At 70.8% G+C, this 16,690-nt stretch carries 16 protein-coding genes; 9 read left to right on the top strand and 7 right to left on the bottom strand.

The window, feature by feature from the left end; translation table 11 throughout:
* The first annotated feature begins 149 nt into the window (after positions 1 to 149).
* Complete coding sequence (locus AQI95_RS35765; protein ID WP_067133987.1) at positions 150 to 1,208, top strand: DUF6215 domain-containing protein; 1,059 nt, start codon at positions 150 to 152, stop codon at positions 1,206 to 1,208.
* 142 nt (positions 1,209 to 1,350) lie between these two features.
* Complete coding sequence (locus AQI95_RS35760) at positions 1,351 to 1,827, top strand: hypothetical protein (protein WP_079071742.1); 477 nt, start codon at positions 1,351 to 1,353, stop codon at positions 1,825 to 1,827.
* Between the two features lie 105 nt (positions 1,828 to 1,932).
* On the opposite strand, the gene AQI95_RS35755 is transcribed toward AQI95_RS35760, so the two are convergent.
* On the bottom strand, positions 1,933 to 2,463 hold the full coding sequence (locus tag AQI95_RS35755; protein ID WP_067133981.1) for an MOSC domain-containing protein: 531 nt from the start codon (positions 2,461 to 2,463) through the stop codon (positions 1,933 to 1,935).
* A gap of 393 nt (positions 2,464 to 2,856) precedes the next feature.
* Between AQI95_RS35755 and AQI95_RS35750 the strand changes: the two genes are divergently transcribed.
* Positions 2,857 to 3,843: a L,D-transpeptidase gene (locus tag AQI95_RS35750; protein ID WP_244188950.1), complete on the top strand. Its 987-nt coding sequence runs from the start codon at positions 2,857 to 2,859 to the stop codon at positions 3,841 to 3,843.
* Between the two features lie 151 nt (positions 3,844 to 3,994).
* On the opposite strand, the gene AQI95_RS35745 is transcribed toward AQI95_RS35750, so the two are convergent.
* The gene (locus AQI95_RS35745; RefSeq protein WP_067133975.1) at positions 3,995 to 4,897 is read right to left on the bottom strand and encodes a LysR family transcriptional regulator; all 903 of its coding nucleotides are present in this window, start codon (positions 4,895 to 4,897) and stop codon (positions 3,995 to 3,997) included.
* 70 nt (positions 4,898 to 4,967) lie between these two features.
* On the opposite strand from AQI95_RS35745, the gene AQI95_RS35740 reads away from it, so the two are divergent.
* From AQI95_RS35740 to AQI95_RS48465, 5 genes are all read left to right on the top strand, one after another.
* Positions 4,968 to 5,909, top strand: coding sequence for an NAD-dependent epimerase/dehydratase family protein (locus AQI95_RS35740; protein ID WP_067133972.1), 942 nt, complete (start codon positions 4,968 to 4,970; stop codon positions 5,907 to 5,909).
* A gap of 15 nt (positions 5,910 to 5,924) precedes the next feature.
* A complete protein-coding gene (locus AQI95_RS35735; RefSeq protein ID WP_067133969.1) occupies positions 5,925 to 6,809 on the top strand; it encodes an aldo/keto reductase in 885 nt (294 codons plus the stop codon).
* A 96-nt stretch (positions 6,810 to 6,905) separates the two neighbouring features.
* Positions 6,906 to 7,244, top strand: a complete 339-nt coding sequence (locus AQI95_RS35730) for a hypothetical protein (RefSeq protein ID WP_067133966.1) — start codon at positions 6,906 to 6,908, stop codon at positions 7,242 to 7,244.
* 317 nt (positions 7,245 to 7,561) lie between these two features.
* Entirely contained in the window at positions 7,562 to 8,200 is a 639-nt protein-coding gene (locus tag AQI95_RS35725; RefSeq protein WP_244188949.1) for a DUF4097 family beta strand repeat-containing protein, read from the top strand.
* 475 nt (positions 8,201 to 8,675) lie between these two features.
* Complete coding sequence (locus AQI95_RS48465; protein WP_244188948.1) at positions 8,676 to 10,697, top strand: eCIS core domain-containing protein; 2,022 nt, start codon at positions 8,676 to 8,678, stop codon at positions 10,695 to 10,697.
* On the opposite strand, the gene AQI95_RS35715 is transcribed toward AQI95_RS48465, so the two are convergent.
* Entirely contained in the window at positions 10,679 to 12,310 is a 1,632-nt protein-coding gene (locus AQI95_RS35715) for an FAD-dependent oxidoreductase (RefSeq protein ID WP_067133963.1), read from the bottom strand. The two genes, AQI95_RS48465 and AQI95_RS35715, sit on opposite strands and share 19 nt — an antisense overlap.
* A 56-nt stretch (positions 12,311 to 12,366) precedes the next feature.
* On the opposite strand from AQI95_RS35715, the gene AQI95_RS35710 reads away from it, so the two are divergent.
* Complete coding sequence (locus AQI95_RS35710) at positions 12,367 to 13,086, top strand: TetR/AcrR family transcriptional regulator C-terminal domain-containing protein (RefSeq protein WP_067133960.1); 720 nt, start codon at positions 12,367 to 12,369, stop codon at positions 13,084 to 13,086.
* Positions 13,087 to 13,321: 235 nt separating this feature from the next.
* On the opposite strand, the gene AQI95_RS35705 is transcribed toward AQI95_RS35710, so the two are convergent.
* From AQI95_RS35705 to AQI95_RS35690, 4 genes are read right to left on the bottom strand one after another with little or no spacing between them, the layout of a single operon-like run.
* The gene (locus AQI95_RS35705) at positions 13,322 to 13,870 is read right to left on the bottom strand and encodes an HD domain-containing protein (protein WP_067133957.1); all 549 of its coding nucleotides are present in this window, start codon (positions 13,868 to 13,870) and stop codon (positions 13,322 to 13,324) included.
* Positions 13,867 to 14,697: an inositol monophosphatase family protein gene (locus tag AQI95_RS35700; protein ID WP_067133954.1), complete on the bottom strand. Its 831-nt coding sequence runs from the start codon at positions 14,695 to 14,697 to the stop codon at positions 13,867 to 13,869. The genes AQI95_RS35705 and AQI95_RS35700 overlap by 4 nt, the downstream gene beginning before the upstream one ends.
* Entirely contained in the window at positions 14,694 to 15,929 is a 1,236-nt protein-coding gene (locus AQI95_RS35695; RefSeq protein WP_067133951.1) for an alpha-D-ribose 1-methylphosphonate 5-triphosphate diphosphatase, read from the bottom strand. The genes AQI95_RS35700 and AQI95_RS35695 overlap by 4 nt, the downstream gene beginning before the upstream one ends.
* Positions 15,926 to 16,690 (bottom strand): ATP-binding cassette domain-containing protein, encoded by a 765-nt coding sequence (locus AQI95_RS35690; RefSeq protein ID WP_067133948.1) that lies wholly within the window; start codon positions 16,688 to 16,690, stop codon positions 15,926 to 15,928. Before AQI95_RS35690 ends, AQI95_RS35695 begins: the two co-directional genes overlap by 4 nt.

Raw genomic sequence — 16,690 nt, 5'->3', positions numbered from 1 at the left:
CCTTGCTCGGCCGGACACCGGCGTCGGCGGAGTCTGTTCCAGATTCTGGGGGGCGTTGCCGGGACCATGGCCTCGGCAGAGCACTGCACATTCCCGGAACTGTGGCCTCCGCCACGGCGAACGTGATCCAATCCTGGTGAGATCACCGGGTGCTCGGTTTCCTCATCCGTCTTCTGCCCTTCTGGGTCCGCGAGCCCCTGCTCATCGCGATCGGATCCGTTCTCGGCGTACGCATCGCGTATCTCGCCGTCCGCGATCACGACCGGGTCGCGGCCGGTCTCGCTGTGGTGTTCCTCGTGTTCACCGCGGTCCGTGTCCATGTGGTGGTCCGAGCGCTGCGCGCACGCCGGAACCCGAGTCCGGCGGCGGCTTCCGCTGACAGGGCAGCGGTCGATGCCGCCACCTGGGCCCAGGCCCAAGCCCCAGGTCAAACCCAAGGTCAAGCCCACAGCCAAGGCCACGTCGGAGCCGTGCCGCGTCCCGCCCCGGAGACTCAGCAGACTCCGGAGAAGGAGCCCAACGCGTGGGGCCAGGCCGTCGCGGCCGTGGCTGTGTTCGGGGCGCTCGCGGGTGTGCTGTGGCTGGCCCCGCACATACTGCCGTCCGACGACAGCACGCCGCAGCCCGCCTCGTGTGCGGACGGGGAACACGACGCGCTGCCGAAGGCCTACGAGAAGACACCCCATGCGGTGACCGGTGACGAGCTGTGCAAGGCGCTCAACCGGCCTGACCTGGCCCAGCTCCTCGGAACGCCCGGAGAGACCGCGACCTCGGCCTCCGGTACCAGCAACACCTCTCCTCTGACCGATGGGAAAGTCGCCCAGCCTGAGGCCGAGGTCGCGTTCGACACATACACCGTGAACTTCTCGGCCACTTACAACCATCTGTCGACCGCCCAGTACGTGAAGCTGATGAAGATGGGGGGTGAGAAGGACGTCAAGACGCGTACGGTTCTCGGCCGACCCGCGGTCTTCTCCTCGGACCACACCATGAAGCTCGAGATCAGTCTCGGCAGCGGCGGATCCGGCGGACCGGTCGAACAAGGGCCCCTGGCCAGGACGTTGTCCGTGGCCCTGGACCAGAAGGACCGGGGCGGCTACTACGACATCACCGTGTGGAGCAAGTCCGGGGCCCTCCCGGACGACAGCGCTCTCGTCGACATCGCTGAGAAGGTTCTTCCGACGGTGCCCGGACGGGGTGCTCGATAGGACGCCTTGCCACCGGGCTCGGCCGAGCCGTTCGAGACCTGAGCCGGCCGTGCTCCGGATCGTCCCTGCGCACGAATCCGCTCCGTCATCGCGATCCCAGGAGCCGCGGTCGGCTCGTCTCGAAGGTCGACCGCGTGGGACGATGACGGGCATGTCAGGTCAGGTGTGGGTGTCCCTCATATCCATGGGTGGCGTCGCCCTCGGCGGCATGCTGTCCTACCTCGTCCAGCACCGGACTCAGCTCTCGGCGGAACGCGCTGAACGGCAACGGCAGCAGGTCGCCCTGTCGGAGGCTCGGCGAGCGGAACGGCTGACGCTGCTGGAGCGGTTCGTCGAGGTGGGGGCCGAAGCCGAACGTGCCGCGTTCAGCCGGCCTGCCGAGTGGGACGACACGCACGACTGGTACCTGACGACCCGGGACGTCATGAACCGACTGTGGGTCGCGGAGCGGCTCATCCGTATCCAGTTCCCCCTGCCCGTGCATGACGCCGCACGTGCGTACTTCCTCGACCTCAACCGGACCGTGTGGGAAAGCCTGCCCGACGGCGAGAGCGTGCGGGACTACCTGGAGGACAACCGGCTGGCGTTCCTCGACGCGGCTCGTGCGGTCATGGGGTAGCAACGGGGGCGACGTCCAGCAGGGACGGCAGCGGGATCGGCACGTCGTGGGCGGTCGTTGACGGCAGGCAGCACCCGGATCCCGTGCCTGCGCCGCGGCTACCGGTCAGACCCTGTCCAGGGGGCGGTGCGGTCCGCTGGGAAGCTCCGCTTCGATCGTGTGGCCGGGGCGCACCACGCCGCCTTCCTTCACGATGCTCATGATTCCGGCTCTGCGCACGATGTTCCCCGCCGCGTCGCGGCCGACGACCTGTTTCAGCAGCCCGTCCTGGAAGTGGTCGATCTGCAGACAGGGATTGCGCAGGCCGGTGACTTCCAGGACCACGGAGTCGCCGATACGCAGCAGTGTGCCGACGGGCAGGCCGAGCAGGCCGATGCCGCGCGTGGTGATGTTCTCGCCCAGTTCGCCGGGCGCCACCGTGAATCCCGCTTCGCCGACCTCGGTGAACAGTTCTTCATGGATGAGGTGGACCTGGCGCAGGTTCGGCTGGGTGGGATCCTGTGCGACACGCGAGCGGTGTTTGACCGTCACACCAGCGTGCACGTCCCCCTCCACGCCGAGCCCGGCGAGCAGTCTGATGGTGTCCCGGTTCGGTTTGGTGAACGAATACTCCCCGTTGCTGCTGACCGCCGTCACTGTCCCGCTGATCCCCCCGGAACCCTCTCCTCAGTACGATTGCCGGCCACGAGCCTAACTCTCGCTCCTCAAGGGCGCAGTAGCCACGCTTGTCCATCACCGGCTCACCACTCAGCTCGTCACGCACCAAAGCTCCTTGATTTCACAGCAGTTGATGGTCCAAGGCTATTCATGGCTGACAGCTCCGGTCTTTTCACGACGTTTCAGTCGCGGCGCGGTCGAGTTCGGTCCGCCAGTGCTGGTTGAGGTCTGCTCGTCCGCCACTGTCCGGCGGTGCGTACCGAGTTTTGAGACATACTTTACGAAACACACGCAACTGCAGCCCATGCCTTCGCTGTCCGACAGAAGGAGTCGGGCCCGTCAGGGCCGAAGAGCGAGAGAGCGGGGCAGGTCGTGGGACGGCGCAAGGGCGGAATAGGGATCGCACTCGTCATGGGTGCGGTGCTGGTGGGTGCGAGTGCCTGCGGCGGGGGCAGCAGTGACAAGGCGAGCGGGGACGACGCGAAGGCGTCGGGCAAGCCTAGTGCGGGCGCCTCCGCGTCACCGACGAAGCCCGCGGGCCCGCCGATGCTGCTCGACACGATCACCCCGCAGTCCGGAACCACGGTCGGCGTGGCCATGCCGATCTCGGTGGTCTTCACGAACCCGGTGGCGGCAAAGGCACGGGCGGCGGTGGAGAAGCACATGAAGGTGAGCGCCTCGCAGCCGGTGGCCGGTGCCTGGCACTGGTTCGGCGACAAGCGCGCCGACTGGCGACCGAAGGCGTACTGGCCCTCCGGTACGAAGGTGAAGATCGACGCCGACATGCAGGGCGTGTCCAACGGCAACGGACGCTACGGCGTGCGCGACTACACGCACACCTTCACCGTCGGCGACGACGTGCGCGCGGATGTGTCGGTGGTCGGCCACACCATGAAGGTGACCCGGAACGGCAAGGCGGTACGCACCCTGTCGATCAATGCCGGCAGCGCTCAGTACCCGACGTGGAACGGCACGATGGCTGTCATCGACAAGCAGGAGAAGGTCCACATGACCTCCTGCAGCGTCGGCATCAGCTGCCAGAAGGGCAGCCCCAACTACTACGACCTGACGCTGCCCTGGGACATCCACCTGACTCAGTCCGGCACGTACGTGCACTACTCGACCGGCGACCCCACTCCGGGCAGCGGCAGCGCCCGCGGCTCGCACGGCTGTGTCCACCTGTCGATGTCGGACGCCAAGTGGTTCTACGGCCAGGTCAAGCAGGGCGACCCCGTCACCATCACCGGCTCGCCCCGTGCCAAGGCTCCGGCCGACAACGGCTATGCCGACTTCAACCTGGGATGGGCTGAGTGGCTCACGGGCAGCGCGTCCGGGGAGGGGACGACCGCGACGCTGTGATGTGCTGCGGTGGCAGCGCCGGTCGGCATGCGATCATGCCGACCGGCGCTGCCGCCGTCGTAGTCCCCCGTCAGTCGGCCGACGTGATCACAACCGCGGTGCCTCGCGCACAAGCCCCGCCGTACAGCGTGATCCGACCCTGCTCACTGCACTACTGAGGCGTCGCCTGTTCGCGGAGGGCTTGGATGAACGCCGTGACGTGCGGGTGGTCGCGACGGCGGCCGATCGTGACGACGCCGATGTGCCGGGTCGGAGCCGGCGGCTCGACCGGGACGGCGTGCAGACCCGGCACCGCCGGGACGAGCGCGATGGAAGGGATGAGGGAGATTCCCATTCCCGCGGCGACGAGCGAGCGGGCGAAGAAGTAGTCGGTGGTGGTGCCGCGCACTTCCGGTTCGAAGCCTGCGCGCTCGGCGTAACGGCGCAGGTACGCCCCGGTCTTGAGGCATCCGAGCACCCAGGGCTCGGCTGCCAGTTCGGCGATGTCGAGCGATTCGCGGCCGGCGAGTCGATGCCCCTCCGGCATGACGACGTGCAAGGGATCTTCCAGGAGCGCGGTCCACTGCAGGCCGGAGCTCGGGCCCGGCCCGAGGGGCAGCGGGCCGTCGAAGTGGTAGGCGAGAGCGAGGTCGACAGCGCCTTGGCGGACGAGCGGCAGGGTGTCCTCGGGCTCGCCCTCCCTGACGTGGAGCAGGACGCTGGGATGGGTGGCCGTGAACCGAGGCAGAGTGCCGGGCAGCAGGTGCCGGCCGCCGCTGGTGAAGGTGGCGACGGTGAGCTGTACACGGCCCGTGCTGAGCCGCTCGACCTGCTGCTTCGCCTGTTCGAGTTCGGCTACGACGGACTCGGCGGCCCCGACCATGATCCGGCCGGCTTGCGTGAGGGTGGCCCCGCGCGTGCTGCGTGCCACGACCTGCGCACCCAGGCTGCGTTCCAGTACCGCTACGTGCTGGGAGACGGCGGACGGGGTGAGACGGAGAGCCGCGGCCGCCTTGCTGAAGCTGCCGTGGTCCGCCACCGCCCGCAGGACGCGGAGCCGCTGCACATCGATCAACAGTATTCCTTAACACGCTTCCAGTAAGCCGCCACTTCTGCTGATGACGATAGGTCTGCAGGGTAGGGGCATGCAAAGGATCTGCGTCATCGGCGGAAGCCGGTACTTCGGAAAGCTCCTGGTCGAGCGCCTGCGGGCCACCGGTCACCAGGTGACCGTGATCAACCGCGGCTCCACCCGGCCGCCCGCCGGTGTCGAGCACCTGGTCGCCGACCGCGACGACGAGGCGTCTCTCATCGCCGCGCTCGGCTCCCGCACCTTCGACGTGGTCGTCGATCAGGTCTGCTACACCCCCGTGCAAGCCGCGATCGCCGCTCGCGCGTTCGGCGGCCGCACCCGGCGCTATGTCATGACCTCCACGATCGAGGTCTACGACCCTGCGACCGCCGCGCTGCCGACTGCGCCGACGGGCACCCCGGTGCCGGAGGACGGCGTGGACCCGGCCACCTGGCTCGTGGCCATGGACCTGCCCTGGCACGACGAGGCATACCTGGAGGCGCACTACGCCGAGGGCAAGCGCCAGGCTGAGGCCGTCTTCACCCGGACCGGCGGCTTCGCGTTCGCCTCAGTGCGCAGCGCGCACGTACTCGGCGGCGGTGCACAGGAGTTCACCGGCCGGCTGGCGTACTACACCGAGCGCATCCGCCGGGGCGAAGAGATCCCTGTGCACGCGCAAGCGCTGCCGACGGTGTTCATCCACTACGAGGAGCTGGCGCGCCTGCTGCTGTGGGCGGCCACCGCTGCCGACTTCACCGGTGCGGTCAATGCCTGCTCCGACGGCCTGCTCGAGGTACGCGACCTTGCCGCGACGGTCGCCGCACAGGTCGGCCGAAAGCCCGTCTACCGGGTGGTCTCTGCCGGTGAGACGGCTTCGCCCTTCTCCTGTGACCGCCACTACGCCATGAGCAACACCCGTGCGAAGGAACTGGGTTTCACCTTTTCCCGCGCCGTCGACTGGCTTCCCGGGGCCGTCGCCGAAGCTCTCACCGCATCCGCCACCCCCACCACCTGAGGAACGCCGAACGCCATGCAGTACCGCACCATCGGGGACGTCACCGTCAGCGCCGTCGGCCTGGGTGCCATGCCGCTGTCCATCGAGCACCGCCCGGACGAGAGGCAGGCGATCGCCACCGTCCACGCCGCCCTCGACGCCGGCGTCACGCTCATCGACACCGCCGACAGCTACCACTGGCACGCCGACGAGGTGGGCCACAACGAGCTGCTGATCGCCCGCGCCCTGGGCTGTTGCGGCGGCGACACCTCCGGCGTCCTGATCGCCACCAAGGGCGGCCGTGGCCGGCCCGGCGACGGCAGCTGGACGGTCACCGGCGCCCCCGAACATCTCAAGCACGCCGCCGAAGCCTCCGCCGGGCGGCTGGGTGTCGACGCGATCGGCCTGTACCAGTTGCACAAGCCGGACCCGGCTGTGCCGTGGGCGGACTCCGTCGGCGCCCTGCGTGAACTCCTCGACGCCGGCACGATCCGCGCCGCCGGGATCTCCAACGTCACCACCGCCCAGATCCGCCAGGCGCACGCAATCCTCGGCGACGGACTCGTCTCCGTCCAGAACCAGTACTCGTTCGCCGTCCGCGACAGCGAGCCCCAGCTCCGGCTGAGCGCCGAGCTGGGCCTGGCGTTCCTCCCCTGGAGTCCCCTCGGCGGTATCTCCCGCAGCTCCCTCGACGGACCCTCGGGCCCGACCTCCATGGGCACCGCTTTCCACCGCATCGCGGCCGAGCGCGGCGTCAGCCCCCAGCAGATCGCGTTGGCCTGGCTGCTCACCCGCTCCCCAGCCGTGATCCCGGTGCCGGGGGCCAGTCGGCCGGCCTCCATCACCGACTCGGCCCAGGCCACGGAACTCGAGCTGAGCGAAGCAGAGCTGACGCGGCTCGACCACGAACTGCCGGGCTGAATCAGGTGCACCCTCGGATGTCCCAGGTTCACTCCCGAGTGCCGATGGTCTTCACTGATCGCAGGAAGAGAGCAACTCGACCTCACGGGGGTACACATGCACAGCAGGAAGCGCATCCTTGCAGCGAGCCTGGCCACCGCGGTCTCCGCAGTGGGCCTCACCGTCGCCGGTGTGGCGGTTCCGGCGCAGGCCGCCGGCCCGGGGACCGTCGACTGCGACGGCTGGGTGCACAACAACGATCCGGACGTGGGCATCGCGGGCTGCCAGAACAACACCGACCACACCGTCACGTTCCGCGCCGAGATCGTCTGCGGCTGGGCTCCGGACGTCTCCGGCAACTGGGTGACGCTGAACCCGGGGCAGTACAGCGAGTCCACCGGTTCCTGCGCGTTCTACAGCACGGGAGTTGGCAGCGTGGGCTGGACGATCCAGTGACGCACGGGGGTTAGCCGTCGCCGGACAGCACCAGACAGTGCGGCCGACATGAACGCCCCCACCGATCGCGCTGCGGACGGTGGGGGCGAAGGGTCATCCCAGCCCTGACATTGGGGGGTTATCCCCAGTGGGGGCGGGAGTGTGGCTGCGTATGATCGCGGTGAATGATCAACGCTTCAACTCGCCGCACCCGGGGGACTTTCATGCAACGCCCACAGAGGCGCACCTTTACTGCGACAGCTCTGGCCGCTCTCACAGCCAGTGGGCTGTCCGCGTGCTCAACCCTCAGCCAGAAGACCTTCGAGGACGACGCCAAGGTGCCTCAGAAAGTCACTTCGATCCGTCTGGACAACAGGGACGGAGGTGTGAAGGTGGACGCCTCGGCCGATGCCGCCACGATCTCCGTGCACCGCAAGGTCGACTACCACGGTGACAAGCCGAGTGGCACGTCCTTCCACGTCAGGGACGGCGTCCTGCTGCTCTCCGGCTGCGGCGACAACTGCGGCGTCGACTACGTCGTCACCGTGCCTGCCGGTCTTCCGGTGACGGGAGGCACGTCCAACGGTGGACTCGCGCTGACCGGTGTCGGGGCGGTCGACGTGCACACAAGCAATGGCGAGATCGCGGTGACCAACGCGACAGGCCCGGTGAAACTGCGCACGTCCAATGGAGACGTAGACGTCAAGGGCGTCAAGGGCGGCGGCATCGACACGCAGACATCGAACGGCGAGGTGACGGTGCGGACGGCCACTCCGCAGAACATCAAGGTCCGTACGACCAGCGGCAGTCTCACGGTCACGGCGCCACCGGCCAAGTACCAGATCACCGCGAACGACTCCAACGGCGACAAGAACGTGGCGTTCAAGAACGACCCGTCAGGCAGGTACCGCCTGGATCTGTCGACAAAGAACGGTGACTTGACTGTGAAGTCGGCAGACAAGTCCGTGACCGGATAGGTCTGCCTGGCCACTTCGAAATCGGCATGCTCCAGGGAGCCCGTCTCTCCGGGGCGCGCGGCCCTCCTGCCGATCGCACGGCAGGGGCAGGGCAGGAAGTCTGCCCAGCTGTTACCCCCGGGGATCTTCCGCTGTGCCCCGCGATCCGTGATCCTGGAGCGCGGATCTCGCCGTCGGAGCCGTCGGAACCATCGGAGAAGCCATGCGCGTTCAGCAACCCGGCCGGGATCGCCGTGAACCGGAGCGGTCGACGCGACGCTCCGCGTCCGCCGTCCCCGAACGCCCGGCTCAGATCTCGTCGGAGAGTGCAGGCCCCGTGCCCTTCCCCGGGGCGTTCTCTCCGCAGCGGCTCCTCTCACTGCAGCGAGCCGTCGGGAACCGGGCCGTTTCCGCGATGCTCGCCGAACGGCAGGGCCAGGACCAGGCGCACGCTCACGCTCACGCTCACGCGGGGGAGCATGCCCATCAGGAGCCGGTGCAGCGTGCCGCCGCGGGCGACGGCAGCCATGAGGAACCCGTACAGCGTGCCGCCGCGCATGCCGTGCTCCGCTCGCCGGGCCGCCCGCTGGAGGCACCGCTGCGCACCGAGATGGAGGCACGCCTCGGCGCCGACTTCTCCCGCGTACGTCTGCACACAGGCGCCGCCGCCCGGCGCTCGGCGCAGGAGCTGGGTGCGCGCGCGTACACATCGGGAGAGAACGTCGTCATCGGTTCGGGGGGCGCCGACAAGCACACCCTCGCCCACGAGTTGACGCATGTCATCCAGCAGCGGCAAGGCCCGGTCGCCGGCACCGACAGCGGTGACGGACTGCGTGTGAGCGATCCCTCCGACCGCTTCGAGCGGGCGGCCGAAGCGAACGCGAAGCGGGTCATGACGGCGCCGCTACCGTCCGCGCAGCGCAGAGGGGACGACGCGCACACGGACCCGGTCGGCCAGATGTCCCGTTCCCCTCGGGAGGCGGGCGCGGCCGGGACACATGCCGTGCAGCGCGCCGTCGGCTTCGAGTTCGAGGCGCAGTGGAACGTGCGCAGGATGGAGGCGGACTCCGAGGCGGTCCGCGCACAGCGGTCCCAGGGACGGCAGGAGCTGATCGATGCAAAGATCCTGCAGATCTTCCTGTCCCCGTACTCTCCGTACCACACACGGCTCACGACGCAGGAGCAGGCGCAGGTGGCCGGGGGCGCCGCTGCGGCGCTGCGGGCGCAGTGGTTCGACCAGGACGACCTGTTGACCTCGGCCGGTGCGCAACGTCTCCAGGACCTCGAGGTGACCGCCACCGAGCGGCAGAGCCTGATCGCGACTCTGATGGTCAGAGGGGAGGTGTCCGAGGAGCCCCTGGCGGGCGAGAACCTCGGCAAGGGACGCGTCGACGGACTCGTCGTGGCGGGCGACAAGTTCGATCTCACCGCGGATGCCAGTCCCACCGGCGGCTCCAATCTGGAGTGGATCACCGATCCGCTCACCTCGCTCGCGGACGTCGGGACGGTCATGGACAACGTGACCGCCATGGCCCGCTCCCTCGACGACCGCCGTGCAGATGAGTACATCCCCTCCGAGGAGGTGACCGCGGGCGGCGGGACGCCGCGGCCGAACCTGCGGATCTACCCGGACGGAAACGCGCTGAGCTTCGCTCCGCAGGCGACGCTCGGGGCGCGCCTGGAGCGGCTGCCGAAACTGATCGACTACCTCGGCAACCGCAAGCCGATGAGCGTGATGGAGCGGGTGCCCCTGCTGGGGTCGTCGCGGGTCAAGGGGCGCGGGCAGGCGTCCGCCGACCTGTCGGCGGGCGGTCTCGGTGAGCTCCCGGCGGCGCGGGCGGGCGCCGACACCGCGATCAGGGCATTGCTGCCCCAGCTGGGTTTCCGGGCGTCGAAGTCGGACACCAATGCGCTCACCGGCCTGGTCATGCACCTTGCCGCGTATCTGATCCAGGGGCAGAACCTCCAGCCGGGTGCCAACGCCAAGTCGATCGCGGGGGCCCTGATGGCCCGTACGGACTTCGCCCGCTCCTTCAGCCTGCTGCCGCAGAACCTGAAGGGGCACTTCCAGGCGAATCCCGAGACGTTCGTCGCGCTCGTGCTGCAGGCGGCGGACATGTCCGGCCGCGGCGACGAGCGGGTCTTCGGCAATCAGGTCGAGCGAGGTCTGGCCAACGACCGCACCCGGACCACCGTCGAACTGACCCGCGCCGCCTGGCTGGGCGCCCTGACGTCCGGCTCCGATCTGCTCAAGAACTGGGACCACTTGGCCCCGGCCGAGCGGACCATGCTGGACGACGAGCCCGGCACGCGAGCCGTCCACAAGTCCCTCGGCGCCCTCGGCGACCAGCAGAACCTCGTCGGCCCGCAGGGCGACCAGGAGGCGATCGTCGCCGAACTGCGCCGTATGAAGGACAACATACCGACGGCGAACCTCAAGCCGCTGGCCATGGCGGTCTTCACGCTCGTCGAACAGCTCAACGCCCAGCAGACGCTGCGCTACGAGAAGGGTCGGTGAGCCGGGGCGGCACGCGACGACGGCGCGCCGGCCCATCGGCGCAGGACGGCCTCGAGGCCGGTGACGGCGGCGACGTCGCTGGTGTCGGTGGTGTCGCAGGCCCAGGCGACCACTCCGTCGGGGCGAACCAGCACCCCCGTCGGTGCCGCACGGTCGTCGGTCACGGTGCTCACTCGCCCGGCCCAGGTCGCGGCGAGGCGGGCGAACGCGCCGTCCGGGGAGCGGTCGAGCAGCAGGAATCCGCCTCCGTGACCGTGGTCGACCAGGCGCGAGCCGTCACTCAGCCACAGGTCGGGGACGTAGCGCCCGACCCACGGGTGGTCGCCGGGAAGGTCGATGCGCTGGGTGACACCGGAGATCTTCTTGACCGCGTAGGTCGTGCCCGCCCGCGTGCTCAGCAGCTCGGCGACGACCTCCCGGAGCGCGGCCGACTTGGCGTCCCCGCGCATCACCCCGATCTGGGCCCGCGTCCAGTCCAGCACCCAGGCGCCCAGGGGACGGCGCTCGGCGTCGTAGGTGTCGAGCAGCCCTTCGGGTGCCCACCCGGTGACCACGGCACCGAGCTTCCAGCCGAGGTTCATCGCGTCGCCGACCCCGAGGTTGAGTCCCTGGCCGCCGAACGGCGAGTGCACGTGCGCGGCGTCACCCGCCAGCAGCACCCGTCCCGACCGGTAGGTCGCGGCCTGGCGGGCGTTGTCGGTCCAGCGGGTCGCGGCCCCGCGCAACGCGGTCAGTGTGACGTCGGTGCCCGAGATCCGGCGCAGACTGGTCTGCAGTTCCTCCAGGGTCACCGGGGCCATGGGGGTACCCCCGCGCAGGCGAGGCCGAGCGCGGGAGAGGCCGGCGGGATCGCCGTCGACGTCGAACTCCACGGTGACCACCCGCCCGGGTTGCGGTCCGTACCGGTACGCCCCGCGGGGCGACCAGGCCCATCCGTTCGCGAGCTTCTCGGGGTCGGCGATGTCGACGACCGCCAGGTGTCCGGTGAGTTCGGGGTCGGTGCCGGGGAAGTCGATGCCCGCGAGGCGGCGCACGGTGCTGCGTCCGCCGTCGCATCCGACCAGCCACCCGGTGCGTACCGTGCCGGCGGTGGTGCCGACGAGCACGCCGTCGCCGGTGTCCTCGAGCGCGGTGACCTCCACCCCGCGACGCAGCTGTACGCCGAGCCGCGCGGCATGGTCGGCCAGTAGCTCTTCCAGTTCTCGTTGCGGCACCATCCTCGCGCCGGCGGCCGCGGTGTGCGCGGCGAGGTCGTCATCGGCCCAGTCCACGAGATCGGCGTCGAGGATCATGCCTGCGAAATGCCCGGTGAACCGCGTCTCGGGCGCTCGTCGGCCGCCCCCGGGCGGTCGGTCGTCGGGTCTGCGGGCGAACGAGCCCACCCGCTCGAGCGTCTCTCGCTGCACCTGTTCGGCGGCGGGCAGCAGGCCGCGGCGGTCGAGTGCCTCGGCCGTCGGCATGTTGATCGAACCCGCCTTCATCGCCTCGCTCGGCTCGGCCAGCCGCTCGATCACCTGCACCGTCGCCCCGGAGAGCGCCAGTTCCGCGGCGAGCACGAGGCCCACGGGCCCGGCTCCGACCACGGTCACGTCCACATCCTGGTTCATGTTCATTGACACGAACAGCGTTCTATCTACGAACACTGTTCGTGTCAAGCTATGATGGTCGGGTGAACCCGAGAGAGCGACGCGCGGCACGCCACCAGCCGCCCAATCCCGAGGTCGGCGCGAGGCCACGGCGCCGCAAGGCCCCCATCACCGTGGAGCAGGTCGTCGACACCGCGCTGGGCGTCGTCGCCACAGAGGGTTACGAGGCGCTGACCATGCGCCGACTGGCGGGCGTGCTCGACACCGGACCCGCCTCGCTCTACGCCCACGTGGTCAACAAGGCCGACCTCGACGAACTGCTCATCGGGCGGCTGTGCGCCGAGCTCGTACTGCCCGAGCCCGACCCCGCGGCCTGGCGGGAGCAGATCCGCGGCGTGTGCGTCCAGATCCGCGACCAGTACCTGAAGTACCCCGGCATCTCCCGCGCCGCGCTCGCCATGGCCCCCACCGACCTCGAGACCCTGCGCGTCAGCGAAGGAATGCTGGCGATCCTGCTCGCGGGCGGTGTCGCCCCGCAGGCCGCCGCCTGGGCCATGGACGCCCTCCTGCTGTACGTGGCCGCCTACTGCCTGGAGGCGTCGATCGTGCGCCAACGATCGGCGCAGGAGGACGCGGTCTGGGTCCTGGACCGCGACGAACTTCTGCGCCGGTTCGCCGACCTGCCCCCCGAAGCCTTCCCCCACATCACCCGTCACGCCGCCGAGCTCACGGCCGGCGAGGGCCACGACCGTTTCGACTTCACCCTCGCCCTGATGATCGACGGCGCCTCACGCCACCGATAGGTCGTGCCGAGCACCTGACCTCACCATGCCGGGGACCGACCGCCGCAAGGAGGGGATGCTGGACGGCCTCCGGGAACGCCGGTCCCGCCCCGGCGGTCGTGCGGGCCGGCACCCTCGCCGTGGCCGCCCTCGCCGCCCGCTGCCCGGTGGTCGGGGAACGTCCGTCGCAGGCGTGGCGGAGCGTCAGGTCGGCAGGAGGCCTGCCCGGTTCGCCCGACAGGTCCAGCCCCCCGTCTCACAGCGCGGCGACGCAGCGGGCATGTGCCGCCAAGAGGGCCGGCATCGGCAGCAGCGGACCGTCCGGATCCTTGGCCGCGTCGTCCCAGCGGCGCAGTGCCACGGCGTCCGCGGCCAGCGGATGCGCCGCGAACCGCGCCGCCTCGCGCTCGTCCATCGCACCGCCCTGGACCTTCAGGGACGCGACCGACACCGGGCTGAGCAGGGCGTGGTACACCGGGTCCGTGGCGACCAGATACCGCTTGGCCGGCACATGCTGGGCGATGACCCACGCCGCCCGTTCGCCCACCCGGCGCCGGGCGAACGCGGCGCCCGCGAGTTCGTGCGGCAGGCCCGGGTGCTCGGCCCGCACCGGCCGGGCGCGGCCGATGTCGTGCAGTGCGGCGGCCACCACCAGCTCGTCATCCGCGCCCGCGTCCGCCGCCAGCCACGCCGTCTGCAGCGCATGGGTGCGCTGGTCGACGGCCTCGCCGCCGTACGGCAGACCCGCGAGGCCGTCGACGAGCGCGGTCAGTTCCTCGTCCGTGAGGGGGGTCGGCGCGCTCACGACCGCTCCGTTCCCCGGATGGCGTCCGCCAGTTGCTCCGCGAGTGCCGGTGTCGCGGCGACCACACCCGACCAGCGGCGGGTGAGGTCGGGGTCGATCTCCAGCGGGCGGCCGTGCACATCGATCACCGCGCCGCCGGCCGCGGGGACGGTGACCATCGCGGCGGCCAGGTCGACGATCCGGTGGGTGTCGGAGCCCGCGTCGGCGAACGCGTCCGTCGACCCCTCGGCCACCAGCACCGCCTCCAGGCAACTCGTCGACAGGATCCGGATCCTGGCCGCCCGGGTCGCCACCCGCCACCACGCGTCGGCGATGTGCTGCTGGGGGCGCAGGAGACTGACCGCCGCGCCGTTCAGCTCCGTACGGCCGCTCGTGCGGTACGGCGACGGCTGCCCCGCCACCGTGTGCCAGCAGCGCCCGGTGTCCAGCCAGCAGGTCAGCGCCTCGGCCGGCACGCCGTCCACCGCGATGACGCCCGTGAAGGCGGACAGCGGGACGCCCGAGGCGGCGTTCGCGGTGCCGTCCACCGGGTCGGTGACGAGGGTGACGGCGGAGCCGTTGTCGATGCTGCCCAGCTCCTCGCTGAGCAGGTTGATCCCGTGGGCGTCCACGACCTCGGCGATCGCGGTGTCCACCAGGATGTCCAGCCGCATCGTCGGCGTGCCGTCCGCGCCCACCTGGACCTTCTCGGCCAGCTGGGCCCGGTCGTACTTCTCGCGCGCGGCCCGGAAGGCGCGCACGGCGGCCCGGGTCGCGTCGGCCAGCGCCGGGTGGACGCCGGACGGAAGGTGCGGTTCCGGCACCGGCCAGGGGATGAGGCCGCTCATGCCGCGTCACCTCCGGTGCCGGCCCGCAGGACCGCAGCGACCACGGGCCAGGGCCGACCGGGCTCGGCCAGCACCAGGTCGGCGCGCAGCCCCGGCGCCAGCCGGCCGCGGTCCGTCAGCCCCGCCACGTCCGCGGCTCCGCCGGTGACCAGACCGACCGCATCGGGCAGCGGCGCGAGCCCCTCCTCGGCGAGCAGCAGGGCCGCGCCGAGGAGCCCCGACGGCAGGTAGTCGGAGGCGAGCGCGGTGACCAGGCCGCGGGCGACCAGCTCGCGGCCTGAGGCGTTGCCGTTGTGCGAGTGGCCGCGCAGGACGTTCGGCGCGCCCATCACGACGGGCATACTGTGCTCGCGTGCGGCTTTCGCGGCCGTCACCGTGGTGGGGAACTCCGCGACCGCACCGCCCCGTTCGCACAGTTCCTCGATCTCGTGCGGCGAGCTGGGGTCGTGGCCGAGCAGCCGGATCCGGCCCGCGCGGGCCTGCTCGCCGAGCCAGTCCAGGGCCTCCTCGCGGACGTCGAGCCGGCCGTCGCGGTCCACGATCAGCCGGTCGACGTAGGCGCGGGCCTCGTCCTCGGTGACCCCGCGGGTGCCGACGAGATACCGCTCGTAGTAGGCGCGGTCCGTGTACTGGCCCTGGCCCGGGGTGTGGTCCTCGTGCGACACCAGGACCGGGCCGCGGCCGGTGCCGCCGATGTCCGCCAGCCGTTGCCGGAGTCCGGCCAGGCCCTCCGGGCAGCGGACGTCCAGCCGGTGCAGGATCCGGTGGTCCACCAGGCCGTCGGCGCCGCGGCTCGCCACGGCCGCGCAGATGCGCCGTGCGTTGTCCAGCGTGCGGCGGACGCCGCGCCCGCCGCTCTCCTCGAACGCCGCGCCGTGGAACGCCGTCGTGACGCCGGCCGCGCGCAGCTTGCCCTCGAAGGACAACAGCGCGAACTCCATGGGCAGTTCGGCTCCGGGCCTCGGCAGCAGCTCCTTCTCCAGTCCGTCGCTGTGCACGTCCACGAGGCCGGGCAGGCACAGCAGCCCCTGCCCGTCGACGTCGGCCTCCAGACCGGCCGGGTGCGGTTCGACGGCGGCGATCCGGCCGTCGCGCACGGCGACGAGGGCGTCGTCCAGCACCCGGTTCGCAAGGACCGCCCGTACGTGCCCGAGCACGTAGTCCGAGGGCGGGACGCCCAGGGTCCAGCCCGGTGCCGGCGCCTGTCCCCCGCTGATCACTCCCGTGCTCATGCCACCGCCTCCAGCAGCTCCGCGGGCGCGCCCTGCCGAGCGATCCGGCCGTCGGCGACGAACACCACCCGGGACGCCAACTGCCGGATGGCGTCCATGTCGTGGAAGACGGCGAGGACGGCGACGCCCTGCCCCGCCAGCGAGTCGATCAGCGCCAGCGCGGCCTCCCGGTTGGCCGGGTCCAGCGCGGAGACCGGCTCGTCCAGGAGCAGCAGACGGGGCGGCTCCACCGTGCCCGCGGCGAGGTTCACGCGCTGGCGCTCACCGCCGGACAGGACGCCGCAGTCGACGTCCCAGAGCGTCTCGTCGAGGTTGAGCCGGTGCAGCGCGGCCGCCGCGGCCTCGCGCGCCTCGGCCCGGTCGAGCCCGCGCCGCCGGCCGGTCGCGGCGACCACTTCCAGCGGGCCGGTGCGCGGCGGGGCGGCGAGGAACTGCGAGACGTAGCCGAACTCCCGGCCGCGCAGCCGGGCCATCTCCCGGTCGCCCAGCGTGGTCAGCTCGACCGGTCCGGCCGCGGTGCGCAGTCGTACCGAACCGGAGTCCGGCAGGTAGGTGCGGTAGATGCAGCGCAGCAGCGAGGACTTGCCGGCGCCGCTCGGGCCCGCGAGGGCGACGTGCTCGCCGGTGTGCACATCGAGGTCGACGCCGTGCAGCGAGGGCACGATCCGGCCGTCGATGCTGTGCAGGGTGAAGGACTTGTGCAGGGCGCGTACCGAGAGGACGGCGTCCTGCGTCCGGGACGAGGGGTGGGTGGTGGTCAC

This window comes from Streptomyces yokosukanensis (genome assembly GCF_001514035.1).
GTDB lineage: Bacteria > Actinomycetota > Actinomycetes > Streptomycetales > Streptomycetaceae > Streptomyces > Streptomyces yokosukanensis.
This window is presented reverse-complemented; position numbering and strand designations above follow the sequence as displayed.

Bases quoted from the DNA above. Each gene is read 5' to 3' on its own strand.
- AQI95_RS35760 (WP_079071742.1), top strand. From the start codon at position 1,351: ATGACGGGCATGTCAGGTCAGGTGTGGGTGTCCCTCATATCCATGGGT.
- AQI95_RS35715 (WP_067133963.1), bottom strand. From the start codon at position 12,310: ATGAACATGAACCAGGATGTGGACGTGACCGTGGTCGGAGCCGGGCCC.
- AQI95_RS35730 (WP_067133966.1), top strand. From the start codon at position 6,906: ATGCACAGCAGGAAGCGCATCCTTGCAGCGAGCCTGGCCACCGCGGTC.
- AQI95_RS35740 (WP_067133972.1), top strand. From the start codon at position 4,968: ATGCAAAGGATCTGCGTCATCGGCGGAAGCCGGTACTTCGGAAAGCTC.
- AQI95_RS35700 (WP_067133954.1), bottom strand. From the start codon at position 14,697: ATGAGCGGCCTCATCCCCTGGCCGGTGCCGGAACCGCACCTTCCGTCC.
- AQI95_RS35735 (WP_067133969.1), top strand. From the start codon at position 5,925: ATGCAGTACCGCACCATCGGGGACGTCACCGTCAGCGCCGTCGGCCTG.
- AQI95_RS35695 (WP_067133951.1), bottom strand. From the start codon at position 15,929: ATGAGCACGGGAGTGATCAGCGGGGGACAGGCGCCGGCACCGGGCTGG.